Genomic DNA, 16,241 nt, shown 5'->3' on the forward strand with positions numbered 1-16,241 from the left:
TACTATCTCTTTTCTGTATTGATTACATGACCCAAAATAAAAAGAGAGATAAAACTCTCCCTTTTTATTAATTATTATTGAATAATTTCGTTTTTATGCTGAAATCTTTTCAGTGATCGAAATAAAATCTTTCATCGCTTCAACGGTTGGCCCATCAACGCAGTAATGAGTAAATTCATCATTTTCACTGTTTGATGCCATCGTCACCCCTGCTTTACGATAACTCATACTTGACGGAACTGATTTCCCCGCCGAACTGTGTAATTCTACCAGCCCTATTTCCATAAACTTACTTAAATTAGCCAGCCGAACCCCTGCACCAGCCATAATCACTGGGCCGTTAATTTCAATACTTTTTTCGTTTAACTCTTTAAGTAACGGTAATCCCAACTCTGCATTCTGCTGCTGCCCCGATGTAAGAATACGAGCAACCCCTAAACTTTTTAGTTGTTCAAAGGCTAATAAGGGATTCACGCACATATCGAATGCGCGGTGAAACGTGATATTCATTCCCGTTGCTATTTCCATCAATACCGCCATGCGGTCGATATCGATACGCCCTTCGGTATCGAGGATTCCGATAACTGCCCCAGGGAAGCCCATCTCTTTCACCATCCGCAGATCTTCACAGATTACTTCAAATTCATTCGTGTTATAGCAAAAATCGCCTCCGCGCGGACGAATAATAGGATGAACGGGGATATGAAGTTTTTCGCTTGCTAATTTTAGATAGCCATAACTTGGTGTCAGGCCGCCATCTGCTGCACCGGAGCATAATTCAATACGATCAGCGCCGTATTCTTGTGCAACTTGTGCACATTCGATACCGAAACAGCAAATTTCCAATTTTGCCATGACCACCTCCAAAACGTAGGATTAAAGCGTTGCTTTAACATCTAATTAATAACTTAAAGGAACTTGTTAATCGTTAACATTCGATTAATGATGCCACTAATTTTTGAACGTTACCGGATTAACATCACACCATTAACAGTTTTTTACGAATTGTTCGTAATAACGTTAATTACATCACTTATTTTTCGCTTTCAATAATCTGTTTCAGCGCGTAAGGGTGATATTTCAAAGTAATTATCCCATTTGTCACTGCTAATGTCGGATTAGGCAATCTTTCTAACTGCCCTTTCGGTTGACTCATTTTCAAGCTGTAGCCTTCTGGAAGCGGATGTGGCAGTAATGCCAATGCACTCTGCTCTAGCTGTTCTGGGGCGACATTAATGACCATCTCAACGTGCTCCCATGTCTCTTGTGGGTACATTTTTCCTTTTGGAAAAGGCAATTCGACCACATAAACCTGTTGAGATGCGATTATTAATGGTTTGTTCAACTCGAATAAACAGATCGGACGCCCGTTAATTTCATTTTCAGACAGTAACTGACCACATTGGTGGAGGCCTTTCCGCCAGCGCTCTGCTGTTTCATTATGATGACAACGGACAGAAACATGGTCTATCAGGTGATCGTTTAAGGATAAAGCTAATACTTTAGCCATTTGCGTTAATTTTTGCTCAAACTCAGGCAACGTGTTCCATAGATCTTGCAGTTCAGGCACATTGGCAAATTCAGTCATTCAACACACTCTTTTCTAAACACCGTTTATCTCTTCGCATTCGCGATATACTCTCAATTTTTCGTCTGTTGTGTTATCAACGCTATTGAAATATGACAGCTATACCGTGAATAAAACTGCCAGACTGTAGCACGACTCCCTTAAAATATGGTATAAAACCTGCCGAATTTTCTCTTCTTTCTTTTAGTTCTACGCATGTGATGGCACAATGCGATAACTATGGTTCGTTATTTAAGGTAATCCGGTGAATATTCAGGCTATTCTTTCAGATAAAATCAGTGCTGCAATGCAGGCAGCGGGAGCTCCAGAAGGCAGTGATGCCCTTGTGCGTCAATCAGCGAAAGCGCAGTTTGGTGACTATCAAGCCAACGGTGTAATGGGCGCTGCTAAAAAAATGGGCATCAATCCCCGACAACTGGCCGAGCAGATTGTCAGCCATTTAGATCTTGAAGGTATTGCAAGCAAGGTAGAAATCGCAGGGCCGGGTTTTATCAATATTTTCCTTGAGCCAAGCTGGCTCACCACACAAGTGGAACAAGCATTAACCTGTGATCGCCTTGGCCTATCCCCTGTTAAATCAGAAACTATCGTCATCGACTATTCCGCGCCAAACGTGGCCAAGCAGATGCACGTAGGCCATTTGCGTTCGACAATTATCGGTGATGCTGCCGCACGTACTTTAGAGTTTTTAGGGCATAAAGTGATCCGTGCTAACCATGTTGGTGACTGGGGTACGCAATTTGGTATGCTGATCGCTTACCTCGAAAAAATGCAAAATGAAAATGCAAGTGACATGGCATTGGCAGATCTCGAGGAGTTTTACCGCGAAGCAAAACAACACTATGACAGCGATGAAGTATTCGCTGAGCGCGCAAGAGGTTACGTGGTTAAATTGCAATCAGGTGATGAGTACTGCCGTAAAATGTGGCGTAAACTGGTTGATATCACCATGCAGCAAAACCAAGAAACCTATCGTCGCTTGAACGTGACGTTAACTGAAGATGACGTCATGGGCGAAAGTTTATATAACGATATGCTGCCTGGGATTGTCGCTGACTTGAAAGCCAAAGGGCTCGCAGTAGAAAGCGAAGGTGCTACTGTCGTTTATCTTGACGAATTTAAAACTAAAGAAGGCGAGCCTATGGGCGTTATTGTCCAGAAAAAAGATGGCGGCTTCTTATATACGACAACAGATATCGCTTGTGCAAAATATCGTCATGAAGTACTGCATGCTGACCGTGCACTTTACTATATTGATTCACGTCAGCACCAACACTTGATGCAGGCATGGACAATCGTACGTAAAGCCGGTTATATCCCAGAATCAATGTCTCTCGAACATCACATGTTTGGTATGATGCTCGGTAAAGATGGCAAGCCTTTTAAAACTCGCTCAGGCGGTACTGTTCGCCTCTCTGACTTATTAGATGAAGCGATTGAACGTGCGCAAGTACTCATCCGCAGCAAAAACCCCGATATGCCAGAAGATGAGTTAAACAACGTTGCAAATGTTGTCGGTATTGGTTCAGTGAAATATGCAGACTTATCAAAAAGCCGTACAACGGATTATATTTTTGATTGGGATAACATGTTAGCTTTCGAAGGTAATACCGCACCGTATATGCAATATGCTTATACGCGTGTCGCCTCAATCTTCAAAAAAGCAAACGTGACACAAGCGGATCTCACACTGCCTATCGTGTTACAAGACCCACGTGAAATTGCACTTGCTACACGTTTGATGCAATTTGAAGAAACCATCTTGATGGTCGCACGTGATGGTACGCCACATGTTATGTGCGCTTACCTTTATGATTTAGCCGGCCTGTTCTCAAGCTTCTATGAACACTGTCCTATTTTAAGCGCCGAAGATGAAGCTCAGCGCCAAAGCCGCTTAAAATTAGCGCTATTGACCCAGAAGACATTAAAAGCTGGGCTGGATACTTTAGGGATCGATACCGTCGAACGTATGTAAGCTGATATCTAAGTGTCATATTGATAATAAACCCTATGCTGTGCATAGGGTTTATTGTTTCTGTCGACTCAATTTCAGGAAATTTTTTTCGTGCTCTTTAGACCGCCTTATTTCAATATGAGCGTTAGAGCTGAGAGACGAAATAGCATGCCCCTCCAATACCGTAATAAAAAGCGGCCTCATTATATGAATCAGCGATATTATTTATTAGACGAAAGCCCCTCTCTTTAAAATTTTCACGAAGCTTCTTACCAGCTGTTATGACGTTTTTTACAGCAAATGTTAGTAATTATTTTTCTCTGGTTAAATGTATCATTATAGTCAGGCAAAGATGCCGATACTGTTTTGACACATTTAACCTTAAATTCATTTCTTGAAAATGAAATTATCATATAGAAGTATTAAACCAATCAATACCAGCGCTATCCCCGATATATAGTTAAGTGCAATGGTCATTTTTTTATTACGTTGAGACATACGAGCCAATAATCCCCCTGTTAATCCTGCTGTTATATTGATCGGCAAAGCCGTGGCAAGGTGGCATGTATCGCTACCCCATGGGGAAAGGCCAAGACTCGACGTACATGATCTTCCAATGAATGGATTATTACAGGACTATTTGACTAATAATCCAGCTCAAATGGCCCTGTCATTACTGACAAAATTTTAACAACCTGTTAAATACTGCGGGTGGCATAAGGCGCTACTTAAGCGCTTTGTGTATGCCTAATACTATTGCCAAGCAAATGGGTAGTGAGAAAATTGCTACAATAAGAATTTCTGAACGCCCCAATGGGGCGTTTCAGTTATTTATTGTGGCTTAAATACTCTGCTTTTTAAAATCTCTTGGGCGGAAACCTAAAGCGAATAGCGCGGCGAAATAGCTCCCAGCACCAATAATCACCACAAAAATTAAGCGCAATAAACGCATGGCCATATTGCCTTCTTGCCATTCTGGCATAAAGTGCAATACACCAAACAGAACCGCTGACATCACGATAAGGGCAATGACGAGTTTAAAAATAAAACCTCGCCAACCGGCAAGTGGTTTGAAAATTTCTTGCTTGCGTAATTGCCAATAAAGGACACCCGCGTTAAAACACGCTGCTAAACCAATCGACAGTGCTAATCCGGCATGCTTCATTGGCCCAATAAATGCTAAGTTCATTAACTGAGTTAGAATTAATGTGACAATAGCGATTTTAACTGGTGTTTTAATGTCCTGACGTGAATAGAACCCTGGCGCCAAAATTTTCACTAGGATCATCCCTGTCAGCCCTACACAATAGGCCATTAATGCGTATTGCGTCATCAATGAGTCATGAGCTGTAAACTTATCATACTGGAACAGCGATACGGTAAGCGCTTCCGAAAGGATCGCTAAACCAATCGCGCAAGGCAAGGCGAGCAATAAACAGAGGCGTAAGCCCCAATCCATTAAATGACGATATTCTTGATGGTTACCACTAGTAAAACTTTTCGATAGCGAAGGTAACAAAATGGTTCCTAATGCAACACCCAGCACCCCTGATGGCAACTCCATCAACCTATCCGCATAATACATCCAAGACACTGAGCCAGATTGCAGAAATGATGCGAAAATAGTATTGATAATCAACGAAATTTGGCTAACAGATACCCCAATAATGGCAGGTCCCATCATTTTCATTACTCGCCAAACACCACTATCGCGAAAAGAGATCCGTGGCAGAACTAACATGCCAATCTTTTTCAAATGCGGGAGTTGATACACCAGTTGCAAAATTCCCCCCACAATCACGGCCCAAGCTAATGACATTACGGGGGGATCAAAGTAAGGCGCCGCAAATGCTGCAAAGAAAATCATACTCACATTCAACAACGTTGGCGCAAACGCAGGAACCGAAAAACGATTCCATGTATTTAAAATTGCACCAGCTAACGACGCGAGTGAGATTAAAAAGATATAAGGAAAGGTGACCCGCAGTAGGTCTGTGGTTAATGCAAACTTATCGGCATCGGTAGCAAAGCCCGGTGCCGTCACATAGATAATCCAAGGGGCGGCAATCATACCGATCACGGTGACAATCGCTAGTGCGAGGGTAAGCATCCCCGAAATATACGCCACAAAAGTACGAGTTGCTTCATCGCCTTGTTGGTTTTTATATTCCGCCAGTATTGGCACGAATGCTTGTGAGAACGCCCCTTCTGCAAAAATACGGCGTAATAAATTAGGTAATTTGAAGGCGACAAAAAAGGCGTCCGCGGCTGCCCCTGCACCAAATACCCGAGCGATAATTGCGTCACGGATAAATCCAAGAACCCGAGACATCATAGTCATAGAGCTTATCGCTGCTAATGATTTTAATAAATTCATGATAGGTAGACTAAAAGAAAACAATTATGCCAGTTTATCAGCGTGGAGCATGACTGACTATGATTGGATGATAAAATCAGAGGTTACTTGCCCGAGTCCGAGAGCAGCAAGCTGATAATTTTGATACGCTGCACTCGAATTATTAGGCGTATACCGTTAATTAGGGTTTCACCGGTTTCCAATTTGCATCGGTTAACGCCGTAAGTACATGGTCACGCCACTGGCCGTCAATCTGCAAATATTGTTTGGCATACCCTTCTCGCTCAAAACCGAGACGAGCCAAAAGGTTACCGCTACGCAAATTGTGTGGCATGTAATTAGCCATAATGCGGTGCATCCCTTGATGTTTTTGCATATAACGGATAGCTTGTGAAAGGGCTTCATACATCAACCCTTGCCCCTGCCACTTTTCACCTAATGAGTAGCCTAGATAGCACGCATGAAAAGCACCACGCAATACATTACTGAAATTCGCCACACCCATCACTTCATTTTCTTGACTGTCTAAGAGTAAAAAATGATAGGCGTTTCCCTGACGATGCAGCTCGGTCATTAAATGTAGGCGACTATTCCAGCTTGATGGATTGAAATGTGAACTGTCTCGGGTTGGCTCCCAAGGTTTCAAAAATTCTCTGTTTTCGCTGTAGTAATCTGCTAATCGATAGCCGTCACGCTCATATGCTAACCGTACAACCATCCTTTCTGTCACAAGACGCACTTTTGGTTCATTTGTCCGATAACCAAACATCGTTAACCCTTTTAAAAATTAAATCGCCAGAAATGGCATAAGGATAAAAACACATTATCAATAACCATTAGGTATAACGATAAAAAAATATCATCTTCCCCTTTCTATTCTACTGATATTATTGATGAGAAACATTAAGAATCCTTCCCTCTTTATTATTTTTTACGATGGTGTGTCATGGCGCAGGTGTCACAGGCAAGAAGTCTAGGTAAATATTTTTTACTCCTAGACAACATGCTGGTTGTTCTCGGTTTTTTTGTAGTGTTTCCATTGATCTCTATTCGCTTTGTTGACCAGCTAGGTTGGGCCGCCGTCATTGTTGGCTTTGCTTTAGGTCTGAGACAATTTGTTCAGCAAGGACTTGGGATCTTTGGTGGTGCTATTGCAGACCGCTTTGGCGCTAAGCCAATGATAGTCATAGGGATGCTATTGCGAGCCTGTGGCTTTGTGCTCATGGCAATTGCCAATGACCCTTGGGTGTTGTGGCTCTCCTGTGTCTTGTCAGCATTAGGTGGAACACTATTTGATCCTCCAAGAACCGCATTAGTTATTAAGCTAACAAGGCCTTATGAGCGTGGACGCTTTTATTCTCTGCTGCTCATGCAAGACAGCGCGGGCGCCGTTATTGGTGCACTGATTGGTAGTTGGTTACTGCAATACGATTTCCATTATGTCTGTTGGGCTGGCGCGGCCGTCTTTGTACTTGCCGCTATTTGTAATGCTTGGCTACTCCCGGCCTACCGTATTTCAACGGTAAGAACACCAATCAAAGAAGGTATGAGCCGAGTACTCAAAGATACCCGTTTTGTGACCTATGTGGTCACGTTAGCTGGTTATTTTATGCTCTCTGTACAGGTTATGCTGATGTTCCCTATTGTTGTGAATGAAATCGCAGGCACGCCAACCGCAGTGAAATGGATGTATGCCATTGAAGCCGTTATTTCATTAACGTTACTTTATCCCATCGCCCGTTGGAGTGAAAAATATTTTCGCCTTGAGCAGCGTTTAATGGCTGGATTGTTTTTAATGAGTTTAAGCATGTTTCCTATCGGTATGACGAGCTCTTTACCTGTTTTATTTGGATTAATATGCTTATTTTATTTAGGCACTGTAACCGCCGATCCTGCACGAGAAACATTAAGTGCTTCACTGGCAGATCCACGTGCACGCGGTAGTTATATGGGGTTTAGCCGCTTAGGATTAGCTTTAGGAGGTGCTGTTGGCTACACTGGTGGAGGTTGGATGTACGATATTGGTCACCAATGGGATCTGCCACAATTACCGTGGTTTTTATTAGGTGTAATTGGTTTCATCACTCTTTGGGCACTGCATAAACAATTTAACCGTAAGAAAATTGAATCTGCCATGTTAAGTGGTTAATAACGGAGATATTTAGACTCTACACGCCCATAAATTTAAACTTTAACTAACAAAAATGTGGGTAAAAGGCCAATTAACCATAATTATAGGATAAGATAGTCAAGTTACTGTAAAAGGAGTGTTTATGAAACAATTTATATTGGCGGCTCTGATTGGCTGTTTGACTTTACTCACTGGCTGTAGCCAACTTACTGAATTTTCGATTAGCGAAAATACGGTTAATCAGTATCTTGCAAATAAAGTTAAATATAACAATAAAGTTGGTATTTCTGGCGTCGCGGATGCAGACATCCAATTAACCAACTTGAAATCAGAAATTGGTCGCAGTGAGCCGGGGAAAATCGCCTTAACGGGGGATGCCGCAGTCAACTTAGATACTTTATTAGGTAAAGCCGAGGCCAAAATAGCGCTTACCCTAACGGCTCGCCCTTATTTTGACGCTCAAGCAGGCGCCATTTACTTAAAAGAGCTGAACATCAGCCAATACACTGTCACTCCTGAGAGTATGGATACCGCTATTGCTGCCGTGATCCCATACCTCAACAGTTCATTAGAAACCTTTTTTGAGACACAACCGGTTTATGTGTTGAATCCAGAAAATAGTGCAGCTGAGGCAACGGCTAAAAAATTAGCAAAAGGGCTTGAAATCAAACCAGGCAAGCTCGTTATTCCTTTAGTTGACTAACATCCATAAAAATTTTCGATTGAAAACAGCACAAAAGGCAACGTTTTTAGACGTTGCCTTTTCTTTATCTACCTATATACGCGTTTATCAAAATGCTACGCGTTATACTTAATACCAATACAAAAACCTCTTAAGTGGCTTACCTCGTTTTTCTGATAGCCAATTTACATTGACAAGGTTCGCTTAGAGGCGGATTTTATTACACCAAAAGTGACGCTGTCACTCTGACTCTAATTCATCACGTAATGCAATCACTGCATCACGCGCAATTTGCGCCAGCGTACGATAAAATGCCGTTGTCGCATGAGCTTCCATTTTGCCTAGAAATGCACCATACCAACTCAATATAAAGCTATCAAATAGCTCAATTTGCGCCGCTGTTTCATCTTCTGCCGCTTGATCCTCAAGCCAAGATGCCGCCAATAAGAGCGCACCAAAGGCATCGGTTCTCGCGTTTGTCAGAGCCATCCCCCTCTCAACAAGAAATTCACGGATTTCCGCTTCCGCGATTTCATCATCATAATCATGGGCAAACACCGAAACCGCAGGTGTTTCTCCACCAAATAACGTTTGATAGTCGGCGGTAATCGCTGCCATATCAACCGATTTTGCCATGCGCGCCCAATACTCATCTTGCTCCAATGGCCAAGATGCCTTTAATTTATCTTGGGCTATCATATCCAGTAATGGCTTTACCACACTATCATCGGGGGAGCGCTGAAAGAGTGTTCCCAAAATACGGCAGACGATCGAAAATTCGTTCATGTCAGGTTCCTGTTTTCGCATTATACGGTGGCTTATCACCAGCATACTCTAAGTCATTTGAGGCGCAGCAAGGATAAGAAATGATGGCATGAAGAATATAAAGCAGTGCCATCAACCAAGCTGCAACCTGAAATAAAATAAGTATACCTTAATAACCGCGTTGCATATCAACAATCCCGACAGGTGTTTGCCCATTTTCAATGCGTTGAATATTGCTGCTGATCATGTCCATCGCTTCTTGCGGTAGTGTAATCGCGGCAATATGGGGTGTAATCGCAACGCGCGGGTGTGTCCAAAAAGGATGCATTTGTGGTAAAGGTTCACTGGCAAATACGTCCAAAGAGGCACCTGCAACTTGCCCCGACTCTAATGCTGCCAATAAGTCTTGTTCAATAAGATGCGAGCCACGAGCAAGGTTAATAATAAAGGCATTTTTTTGTAACTGACTAAATAAGCTTTGATTCAAAATTCCGACTGTTTGGGGGGTACTTGGCAATAAATTAATAATCACCCGTGTACCTTGCAGAAACGCCCCTAACTGTTCTTGTCCATAATAGCTCTTTACGTTGTTGAGCTGTTTTGCGCTTCGGCTCCACGTTCTCACATGAAAACCAAATTCCACGAGCCTTTTAGCCACCGCTTGCCCCAATGCGCCAGCCCCCATTACCCCGACGACAAACTCATCATGGCGATAGGCTGGCAACGGTTTCCATTGACGTTGCGATTGAAATTGGCGGTATTCATCCATTCGACGAAAGTAATAGAGGACTTTCGCCATCGCATACTCTTCCATTTGTAATGCCATGCCCGTGTCTTCTAAGCGCATTAAAGGCACGCCAGCAGGTAATGTTCCTGGGTTCTCATGCTCTTGCTTCAAAATGGCGTCAACACCCGCCCCCAACGCAAATATACCTTTCAGATCTTTTCGCCCTGCTAGACATTCATAAGGAGGGAGCCAAACCATAGCATAATCGGCACTTTGTTTATCGCCCCTAACCCATTGACGAATATTGGCTTGTGGAAGTCTAGCTTTCATGCCGTCGATCCACTCATTAGCATCAAAAAATGGATGATAAAATAGAATATTCATGACAACTCCTCTTATGTTTACAACAGAGTGTGCCGAAAATGTCTCATTTTCAAGCGAATACAACGGTTGATGAATGTTATGATGAGCATTTTGTTAAGCCGCTAACGAATTTTATAATTAATACTTGAAGTTTAAGTCGATCACAGATTCACCATTCAAGATTAGATAATAACCAAATTGTTTTATATTTAACTAAACAAGCAGTAAAACTGTAAAAAGCGCAAATAGGGAGTTGACGCAAGCCCGGCTTTTCCCTATAGTAGCGCCCCGTTGCAACACAAGTTATATCGTTTGTTAGCAACCTGCATTTAAAAATACGGTGAGGTGTCCGAGAGGCTGAAGGAGCACGCCTGGAAAGTGTGTATACGGCAACGTATCGAGGGTTCGAATCCCTCCCTCACCGCCATTTTTAATCAAATCAATGCCCTCTTATGTTATTCCTGCTCTTCGGTTAATTTTCCTATCTGTTTATGTTGTGGTGATTGTGTTTGCGATTGATATTCGCGACTGATCTCTTCCCATAATTGTGCATTTTCAACGCCCGCGACTTTCGGGTCGAAAACCGGATCGATTCCCAATTTTTCTTGGCGTTCATAGTCACGTAGTGCGCGAAGTGCTGGTTTAGATAAAAAGACTATCGCGATTAAGTTAAGATAACTCATACTACCAAACCCAATATCACCAAGGCTCCACATCATGCTAACGGACTGCACACTCCCCATAAACAGAATAAGCAAAAAGACCATTTTTAGGACCAACTTGAGAATGGGGTATTTGAGTTGACGGTCTAGATAAACAATGGTTGTCTCTGCGATATAGTAATATGCCATCAAGGTGGTAAATGCGAATAAAAACACGGCAATTGAGACAAAACCAGAGCCCGTTGATTCAAATACTGTTGAGACGGCCATTTGTGTCCACGCAGTTCCTGCAGCCACTCCCGGGACATGTTCAATCAGCGCCGTTGCTCCTCCATCGGGAAAAACATTGTACATATTGGTGACTAGGATCATGAGCCCTGAAGCCGTGCACACCACAAGAGTATCAATATAGATTGAGAACGCTTGAATCAACCCCTGCTTCGCCGGATGACTCACTTCAGCCGCCGCCGAACTAAACGTGGCCTCCCCCGCACCCGCGACATTAGAAAATACAGCGCGTCGAACACCCCACGAAACCGCGGTACCGACGATGCCACCAAAAACGGCATCCATCCCTAAAGCGCTCCGAAAGATTAGGCTAAACATGGCAGGTACTTTGTCATAATGGCTACCTAAAATTATCACCATCATGACAATATAAGCGACCGCCATCAGAGGAACGATTTTATCGGCAGCACTGGCAATACGCTTAACACCGCCGAAAATCAACCACGCCATCAATAAGGTAATAATCACACCTGTAACGATAGGCGGAATGTTGAAAGACGTTTGGAAAGAGTCAGCAATGGTATTCGCTTGGATCCCCGGCACTAACACACCGTAAGATAGACAGATCACAGCAGCGACAATAATCGCAAATGGCTTTAGTTTTAACCCTTTTTCGATATAGTAAGGCGAGCCACCTCGGTATTGCCCATCGGAGCGTTGCTTATAGATCTGAGCGAGTGTCGATTCAATAAATGCACTAGCACCACCTAAAAGCCCCATCACTACCATCCAAAATATCGCCCCTGGCCCGCCCGCCGCAATGGCAGTAGCCACACCAGCAATATTACCTACACCTACCCGCCCTGATAGCGCAAGACAAAAAGCTTGGAATGAAGATATGCCCTCTTTTGATGATTTATTTTCTTTGAGCAAACAGACCATTTTAATCAAATAGCGAAACTGAACACCGCGTGTAGCTAATGTAAAATAGAGCCCGACACCGAGCGATAAAATCACTAATGCGTTGCCCCAAATGTATCCAACGAGTGTGTTAACGATGGCTTCCATATGAGTACTCCTTCGTTATTGTCATTATGTATTTGTAGGGATAAAAAAACCTGAACTTAACGCTGTTCAGGTTGTGAATAAATTAATGATTAATCATCCAAATGACTTTTGTTTGAGTATATTGTTCGAAAGCTTCTAATCCGTTATCTTTGCCGCCAAAGCCTGACTGCTTAAAGCCACCAAAAGGCGTCGTGATATTACCTTCACTAAATCCATTCACCGACACTGTGCCTGCATTAATTTGCCGAGCAACTTTCATCACTCGATGAATATTTTGACTATAGAATGAGGCCGCTAACCCATAGTGAGTATTATTAGCGAGGGCAATCGCTTCTTCTTCTGTTGCGAACGTTGACACGGCAAGTAAGGGTCCAAAAACCTCATTTTGGAATAATGACATCTCTGGAGTGACGTTATCGAATATTGTCGGCTCAATGTACCAACCACTGCCCATTTCACTGTGGATTTTTCCACCTGCAACAATGTTTGCGCCCTGTTTCACAGAAAGATCAATAAATGACTTCACTTTCTCAAAGTGAGCTTTTTCAACCATTGGCCCAATGGAGACAGTTTCATCCATGGGATCACCAACTTTCCACTCAGCTAATGCTGCAACGAGTTTATCTAATAGCTTTTGACGGATACTTTCATGAACAATTAGGCGAGAGCCGCAACTGCAATTTTCACTCATATTCCAGAAAGCGGCTGATAGAATATGAGGCACAGCAGCATCAAGATCGGCATCTTCAAAGACCACTTGCGGGCTTTTCCCACCACACTCCAACACGATCTCTTTTAAGTTACTTTCAGCAGAGTATTTAAGGAATAACCGCCCCACCTCAGTCGAACCGGTAAAAGAGACAATATCGATATCCCTATGTCGACCTATCGCCTCACCCACTTTTTCCCCTAATCCGCAAATTAAGCTCAGAGCACCTTTTGGCACCCCAGCTTCATAAGCCAATTCAACCATTCGGTAAGCACTCAATGAGGTCAGCTCCGCGGGCTTTACAATCACTGAGTTCCCCGCAGCTAACGCTGGAGCAACTTTCCATGCAAACATTTGTGCGGGGAAATTCCACGGTAAAACAGCCCCCACAACACCTATTGGCTCATGTACAATCAACCCCAACGCCTGATGACCTGTCGGCGCAACTTTTCCAAACATTTTGTCCAGTGCTTCGGCATACCAATAAAAAGTTTCAATGGTCGCTGGCATATCTGTATTTAAGCATTCTGTGATTGGCTTACCCGCATCAACACAATCTAATGCAGCAAGCTCTTCCTGATGTAACTCAATCAACTGTGCCCAACGCAGCATGACTTGTTTGCGCTCTTGCGGCGACAAACCTTGCCAACAGCCATCACTAAAGGTTTTTCTTGCCACTGAAACTGCGGCATCGACATCTTGAGCATCACCATCGGCAATAAATCCAATAATGCTGTCATCAATAGGCGTTCTGGTTTCTAATTTTTCATTGCTCCCTTGGTAGTTTTCTATCAAGTTACCCGCCCACAATAAACCTGAACGAGCTCGCTCAAATACTGCTTCTTTGGTCACTTTCATGGCGTTTTTCCTTATTTTATCAAGGCGAGAAATTCACGTTGTTGTTGCGGTGAAATATTGGAAAGTGGCATTCTAACTGGCCCAACATCGACAGTACCCTTGATACAACCCGCTTTGGCTTTTTGGTTATAATCCCCAGATTCCATCGAATAAATTGCAGGATAAATTTCTGACATGATCCGTTTCGCCGTAGACCAATCCCCTTGCTGTGCGGCCTGATAAATTGCCACTTGCTCTGCTGGGAATACATTTCCAGCCCCCGCAATCCAACTTTTCGCGCCCCAAAAAAAGAAATCGACAGGCTGATCATCACAGCCACAAATCACCTCAAAATTGTCGAATTGAGTTTGTAATAAACGTAGCGCTCGGCTGAAATCACCACTACTTTCTTTAATCGCAACAATATTTTTCACCTTAGATAGGTGTATGACAGTGTCGTATTCGATTTCGATCCCAATACGCGCAGGGAAGTTATACATGATGATGGGTAATGGTGTTGCTGAAGCAACCTGCTCATAATGCGCAATTACCCCTTGCTGATCCGGTAAACTGTATGGTGGCGGTGCTAACATCAAGCCTTCATAACCTAATGAAACCGCTTGCTCTGCACGCTTAATCGCCCCTTCTGTCGATAGGTCATTAATCCCTGCAATCAAGGTAACTCGCCCTTTGGCGACTTTACTCACGGTAGTCAGCACCACTTCACGCTCTTTCTCGTTTAATGCGTAATACTCCCCAGTCGTGCCACACACAACAAGTCCTGATACACCTTGTTCAATTAAGGTTTCAGTTAATTGTGCTAGCCCACTAACATTTAATGAAAAATCACTGTGAAATGGCGTCACAATTGGAACAATAATGCCGTGAAAATTCATGTGAAATCTCCTTAACTTTTATATAAATCGTTCAATGGAATAAGGTGAACAATCGATCGGTGTCGGCTGTTCTTTGAATAAGCTATGTACAATTTTTGCCGTGATGGCCGCTTGAGTTAGACCTAAGTGTTGATGACCAAAGGCAAAAATATAAGGTCCTTTTTTATCAATCACTGGCAACGAATCTGAGAGAGTCGGTCTAAATCCCATCCATTCAGTTGCTTGCTCGCTATTTAGCGGTGTGTTAAGCATGGGATCAGCTAGAGGAATAAAGTGTCGAGCACGTTGCATATTGGCTGGACGTTTCAATCCCGCATATTCAACCGTACCCGCAAGGCGCAATCCACCTTTCATGGGCGTCATGATAAAGCGCCTATCGATACTTGAAACAGGAACGCTTAACCTACTTGTCTCTTTAGGCAACATAAGGTGATAGCCACGCTCTGTTTCAAGTGGAACACGTATACGGCAAACCATCTTGACCAATGATTTAGAAAATGCGCCTCCTGAAATCACTACTCGCTGCGCCACCAATTGTCCTTGTGAGGTTGTCAGGCGCACTGTATTACCTGAAGTGGTATGAATGCCCGTAACTTCACACTGAGAAAGTAACTCACCCCCCAATCTCAAAAAGTGATTTGTTAATTGAGTATGTAGTGCATTGAGATCTACGACATGCCCCGTATCTGGGTAATAAAGCCCACCTAATTGATTACCAGCCAAAGCAGGCTCTCGTGCCAATAGTTGTGCCTGAGTTAATAGTTGATTTTTCACTCCTATGGAGTTGAGGTACTCACCTTGCTTTTGCAGTTTTTCATAGGAAGCTTCCCTCTCTGCCACCAGCAGTGAACCTTGAATTTTTACAAGATCAGCCAGTTGCCAGTCATCGCTGAACGCTTGCCACGCAGCCAGTGATGCACCATTAATTGTGGATAACGCATGATGAATACGTTGAAAGGGTTTATGTCGCATATTTCCCAACAAACGTAGTAACCAAGGCGTCAATGGCAATAAATAACGCCAATCGAGACGCAGTGCCCCTAGAGGATCAAACAACATCGCAGGAATCGATTTTAAAATTGATGGGTCAGCTACAGGGAAAACTTGCTCCGTCGCGATATGTCCAGCATTCCCCATTGATGCTCCAGCGCCGACCTGCTCTTTCTCGACCAGCAAAACATCTGTTCCATCCGCTTGTAATGTCAGCGCGATACTTAAGCCAATAATGCCGCCACCGATAACAATCACTGAACGTTTCTTATCCATATCAACCTC

The 16,241-nt window shown here is 43.3% G+C and carries 13 protein-coding genes and 1 tRNA gene; 4 read left to right on the forward strand and 10 right to left on the reverse strand.

Annotated features, from left to right (window positions below; genetic code table 11):
- Positions 1 to 93: 93 nt before the first annotated feature.
- Positions 94 to 855, reverse strand: a complete 762-nt coding sequence (gene cutC / locus PR675_RS09465; RefSeq protein WP_004919437.1) for a copper homeostasis protein CutC — start codon at positions 853 to 855, stop codon at positions 94 to 96.
- A gap of 178 nt (positions 856 to 1,033) precedes the next feature.
- Positions 1,034 to 1,588 carry a VOC family protein gene (locus tag PR675_RS09470; RefSeq protein WP_004919436.1) on the reverse strand — a complete coding sequence of 185 codons (555 nt, stop codon included), beginning with the start codon at positions 1,586 to 1,588 and terminating at the stop codon, positions 1,034 to 1,036.
- Positions 1,589 to 1,832: 244 nt separating this feature from the next.
- On the opposite strand from PR675_RS09470, the gene argS reads away from it, so the two are divergent.
- Complete coding sequence (gene argS, locus PR675_RS09475) at positions 1,833 to 3,563, forward strand: arginine--tRNA ligase (RefSeq protein WP_014658286.1); 1,731 nt, start codon at positions 1,833 to 1,835, stop codon at positions 3,561 to 3,563.
- An 820-nt stretch (positions 3,564 to 4,383) separates the two neighbouring features.
- On the opposite strand, the gene murJ is transcribed toward argS, so the two are convergent.
- Both murJ and rimJ read right to left on the reverse strand, forming a co-directional pair.
- The gene (murJ, locus tag PR675_RS09480) at positions 4,384 to 5,919 is read right to left on the reverse strand and encodes a murein biosynthesis integral membrane protein MurJ (RefSeq protein WP_036940107.1); all 1,536 of its coding nucleotides are present in this window, start codon (positions 5,917 to 5,919) and stop codon (positions 4,384 to 4,386) included.
- A gap of 160 nt (positions 5,920 to 6,079) precedes the next feature.
- The gene (gene rimJ / locus PR675_RS09485) at positions 6,080 to 6,667 is read right to left on the reverse strand and encodes a ribosomal protein S5-alanine N-acetyltransferase (protein ID WP_004919428.1); all 588 of its coding nucleotides are present in this window, start codon (positions 6,665 to 6,667) and stop codon (positions 6,080 to 6,082) included.
- A gap of 177 nt (positions 6,668 to 6,844) precedes the next feature.
- Here rimJ and mdtH point away from each other — a divergent pair, with 177 nt between their 5' ends.
- Together mdtH and PR675_RS09495 are read left to right on the forward strand one after the other, a co-directional pair.
- Complete coding sequence (gene mdtH, locus PR675_RS09490) at positions 6,845 to 8,047, forward strand: multidrug efflux MFS transporter MdtH (protein WP_004919425.1); 1,203 nt, start codon at positions 6,845 to 6,847, stop codon at positions 8,045 to 8,047.
- A 124-nt stretch (positions 8,048 to 8,171) separates the two neighbouring features.
- Complete coding sequence (locus PR675_RS09495; RefSeq protein WP_004919424.1) at positions 8,172 to 8,732, forward strand: lipoprotein; 561 nt, start codon at positions 8,172 to 8,174, stop codon at positions 8,730 to 8,732.
- A gap of 219 nt (positions 8,733 to 8,951) precedes the next feature.
- Here the strand turns inward: PR675_RS09495 and PR675_RS09500 are convergent, their stop codons facing one another.
- Positions 8,952 to 9,497 carry a TorD/DmsD family molecular chaperone gene (locus PR675_RS09500; RefSeq protein ID WP_014658284.1) on the reverse strand — a complete coding sequence of 182 codons (546 nt, stop codon included), beginning with the start codon at positions 9,495 to 9,497 and terminating at the stop codon, positions 8,952 to 8,954.
- A 148-nt stretch (positions 9,498 to 9,645) separates the two neighbouring features.
- Complete coding sequence (gene ghrA / locus PR675_RS09505; protein ID WP_014658283.1) at positions 9,646 to 10,587, reverse strand: glyoxylate/hydroxypyruvate reductase GhrA; 942 nt, start codon at positions 10,585 to 10,587, stop codon at positions 9,646 to 9,648.
- 318 nt (positions 10,588 to 10,905) lie between these two features.
- On the opposite strand from ghrA, the gene PR675_RS09510 reads away from it, so the two are divergent.
- Positions 10,906 to 10,993: transfer RNA gene (locus PR675_RS09510), tRNA-Ser, on the forward strand.
- 28 nt (positions 10,994 to 11,021) lie between these two features.
- On the opposite strand, the gene PR675_RS09515 is transcribed toward PR675_RS09510, so the two are convergent.
- The 4 genes from PR675_RS09515 to PR675_RS09530 all read right to left on the reverse strand — a co-directional run bounded on the left by PR675_RS09515 (position 11,022) and on the right by PR675_RS09530 (position 16,232).
- Positions 11,022 to 12,524: an alanine/glycine:cation symporter family protein gene (locus PR675_RS09515; RefSeq protein WP_004919417.1), complete on the reverse strand. Its 1,503-nt coding sequence runs from the start codon at positions 12,522 to 12,524 to the stop codon at positions 11,022 to 11,024.
- 82 nt (positions 12,525 to 12,606) lie between these two features.
- Positions 12,607 to 14,091 (reverse strand): aldehyde dehydrogenase, encoded by a 1,485-nt coding sequence (locus PR675_RS09520; RefSeq protein WP_060560581.1) that lies wholly within the window; start codon positions 14,089 to 14,091, stop codon positions 12,607 to 12,609.
- An 11-nt stretch (positions 14,092 to 14,102) separates the two neighbouring features.
- Positions 14,103 to 14,966 carry a 4-hydroxy-tetrahydrodipicolinate synthase gene (dapA, locus tag PR675_RS09525; RefSeq protein ID WP_004919411.1) on the reverse strand — a complete coding sequence of 288 codons (864 nt, stop codon included), beginning with the start codon at positions 14,964 to 14,966 and terminating at the stop codon, positions 14,103 to 14,105.
- An 18-nt stretch (positions 14,967 to 14,984) separates the two neighbouring features.
- Positions 14,985 to 16,232, reverse strand: coding sequence for an NAD(P)/FAD-dependent oxidoreductase (locus PR675_RS09530; RefSeq protein WP_060560580.1), 1,248 nt, complete (start codon positions 16,230 to 16,232; stop codon positions 14,985 to 14,987).
- Between the last annotated feature and the right edge of the window lie 9 nt (positions 16,233 to 16,241).

This window comes from Providencia sp. PROV261 (assembly GCF_028477945.1).
GTDB lineage: Bacteria > Pseudomonadota > Gammaproteobacteria > Enterobacterales > Enterobacteriaceae > Providencia > Providencia stuartii.

What these genes read in the sequence shown, in the direction of transcription:
- cutC (WP_004919437.1), bottom strand. Translation starts at nt 855, where the DNA reads ATGGCAAAATTGGAAATTTGCTGTTTCGGTATCGAATGTGCACAAGTT.
- ghrA (WP_014658283.1), bottom strand. Translation starts at nt 10,587, where the DNA reads ATGAATATTCTATTTTATCATCCATTTTTTGATGCTAATGAGTGGATC.
- rimJ (WP_004919428.1), bottom strand. Translation starts at nt 6,667, where the DNA reads ATGTTTGGTTATCGGACAAATGAACCAAAAGTGCGTCTTGTGACAGAA.
- dapA (WP_004919411.1), bottom strand. Translation starts at nt 14,966, where the DNA reads ATGAATTTTCACGGCATTATTGTTCCAATTGTGACGCCATTTCACAGT.
- PR675_RS09520 (WP_060560581.1), bottom strand. Translation starts at nt 14,091, where the DNA reads ATGAAAGTGACCAAAGAAGCAGTATTTGAGCGAGCTCGTTCAGGTTTA.
- PR675_RS09470 (WP_004919436.1), bottom strand. Translation starts at nt 1,588, where the DNA reads ATGACTGAATTTGCCAATGTGCCTGAACTGCAAGATCTATGGAACACG.
- PR675_RS09495 (WP_004919424.1), top strand. Translation starts at nt 8,172, where the DNA reads ATGAAACAATTTATATTGGCGGCTCTGATTGGCTGTTTGACTTTACTC.
- mdtH (WP_004919425.1), top strand. Translation starts at nt 6,845, where the DNA reads ATGGCGCAGGTGTCACAGGCAAGAAGTCTAGGTAAATATTTTTTACTC.
- PR675_RS09515 (WP_004919417.1), bottom strand. Translation starts at nt 12,524, where the DNA reads ATGGAAGCCATCGTTAACACACTCGTTGGATACATTTGGGGCAACGCA.
- murJ (WP_036940107.1), bottom strand. Translation starts at nt 5,919, where the DNA reads ATGAATTTATTAAAATCATTAGCAGCGATAAGCTCTATGACTATGATG.
- PR675_RS09530 (WP_060560580.1), bottom strand. Translation starts at nt 16,232, where the DNA reads ATGGATAAGAAACGTTCAGTGATTGTTATCGGTGGCGGCATTATTGGC.
- PR675_RS09500 (WP_014658284.1), bottom strand. Translation starts at nt 9,497, where the DNA reads ATGAACGAATTTTCGATCGTCTGCCGTATTTTGGGAACACTCTTTCAG.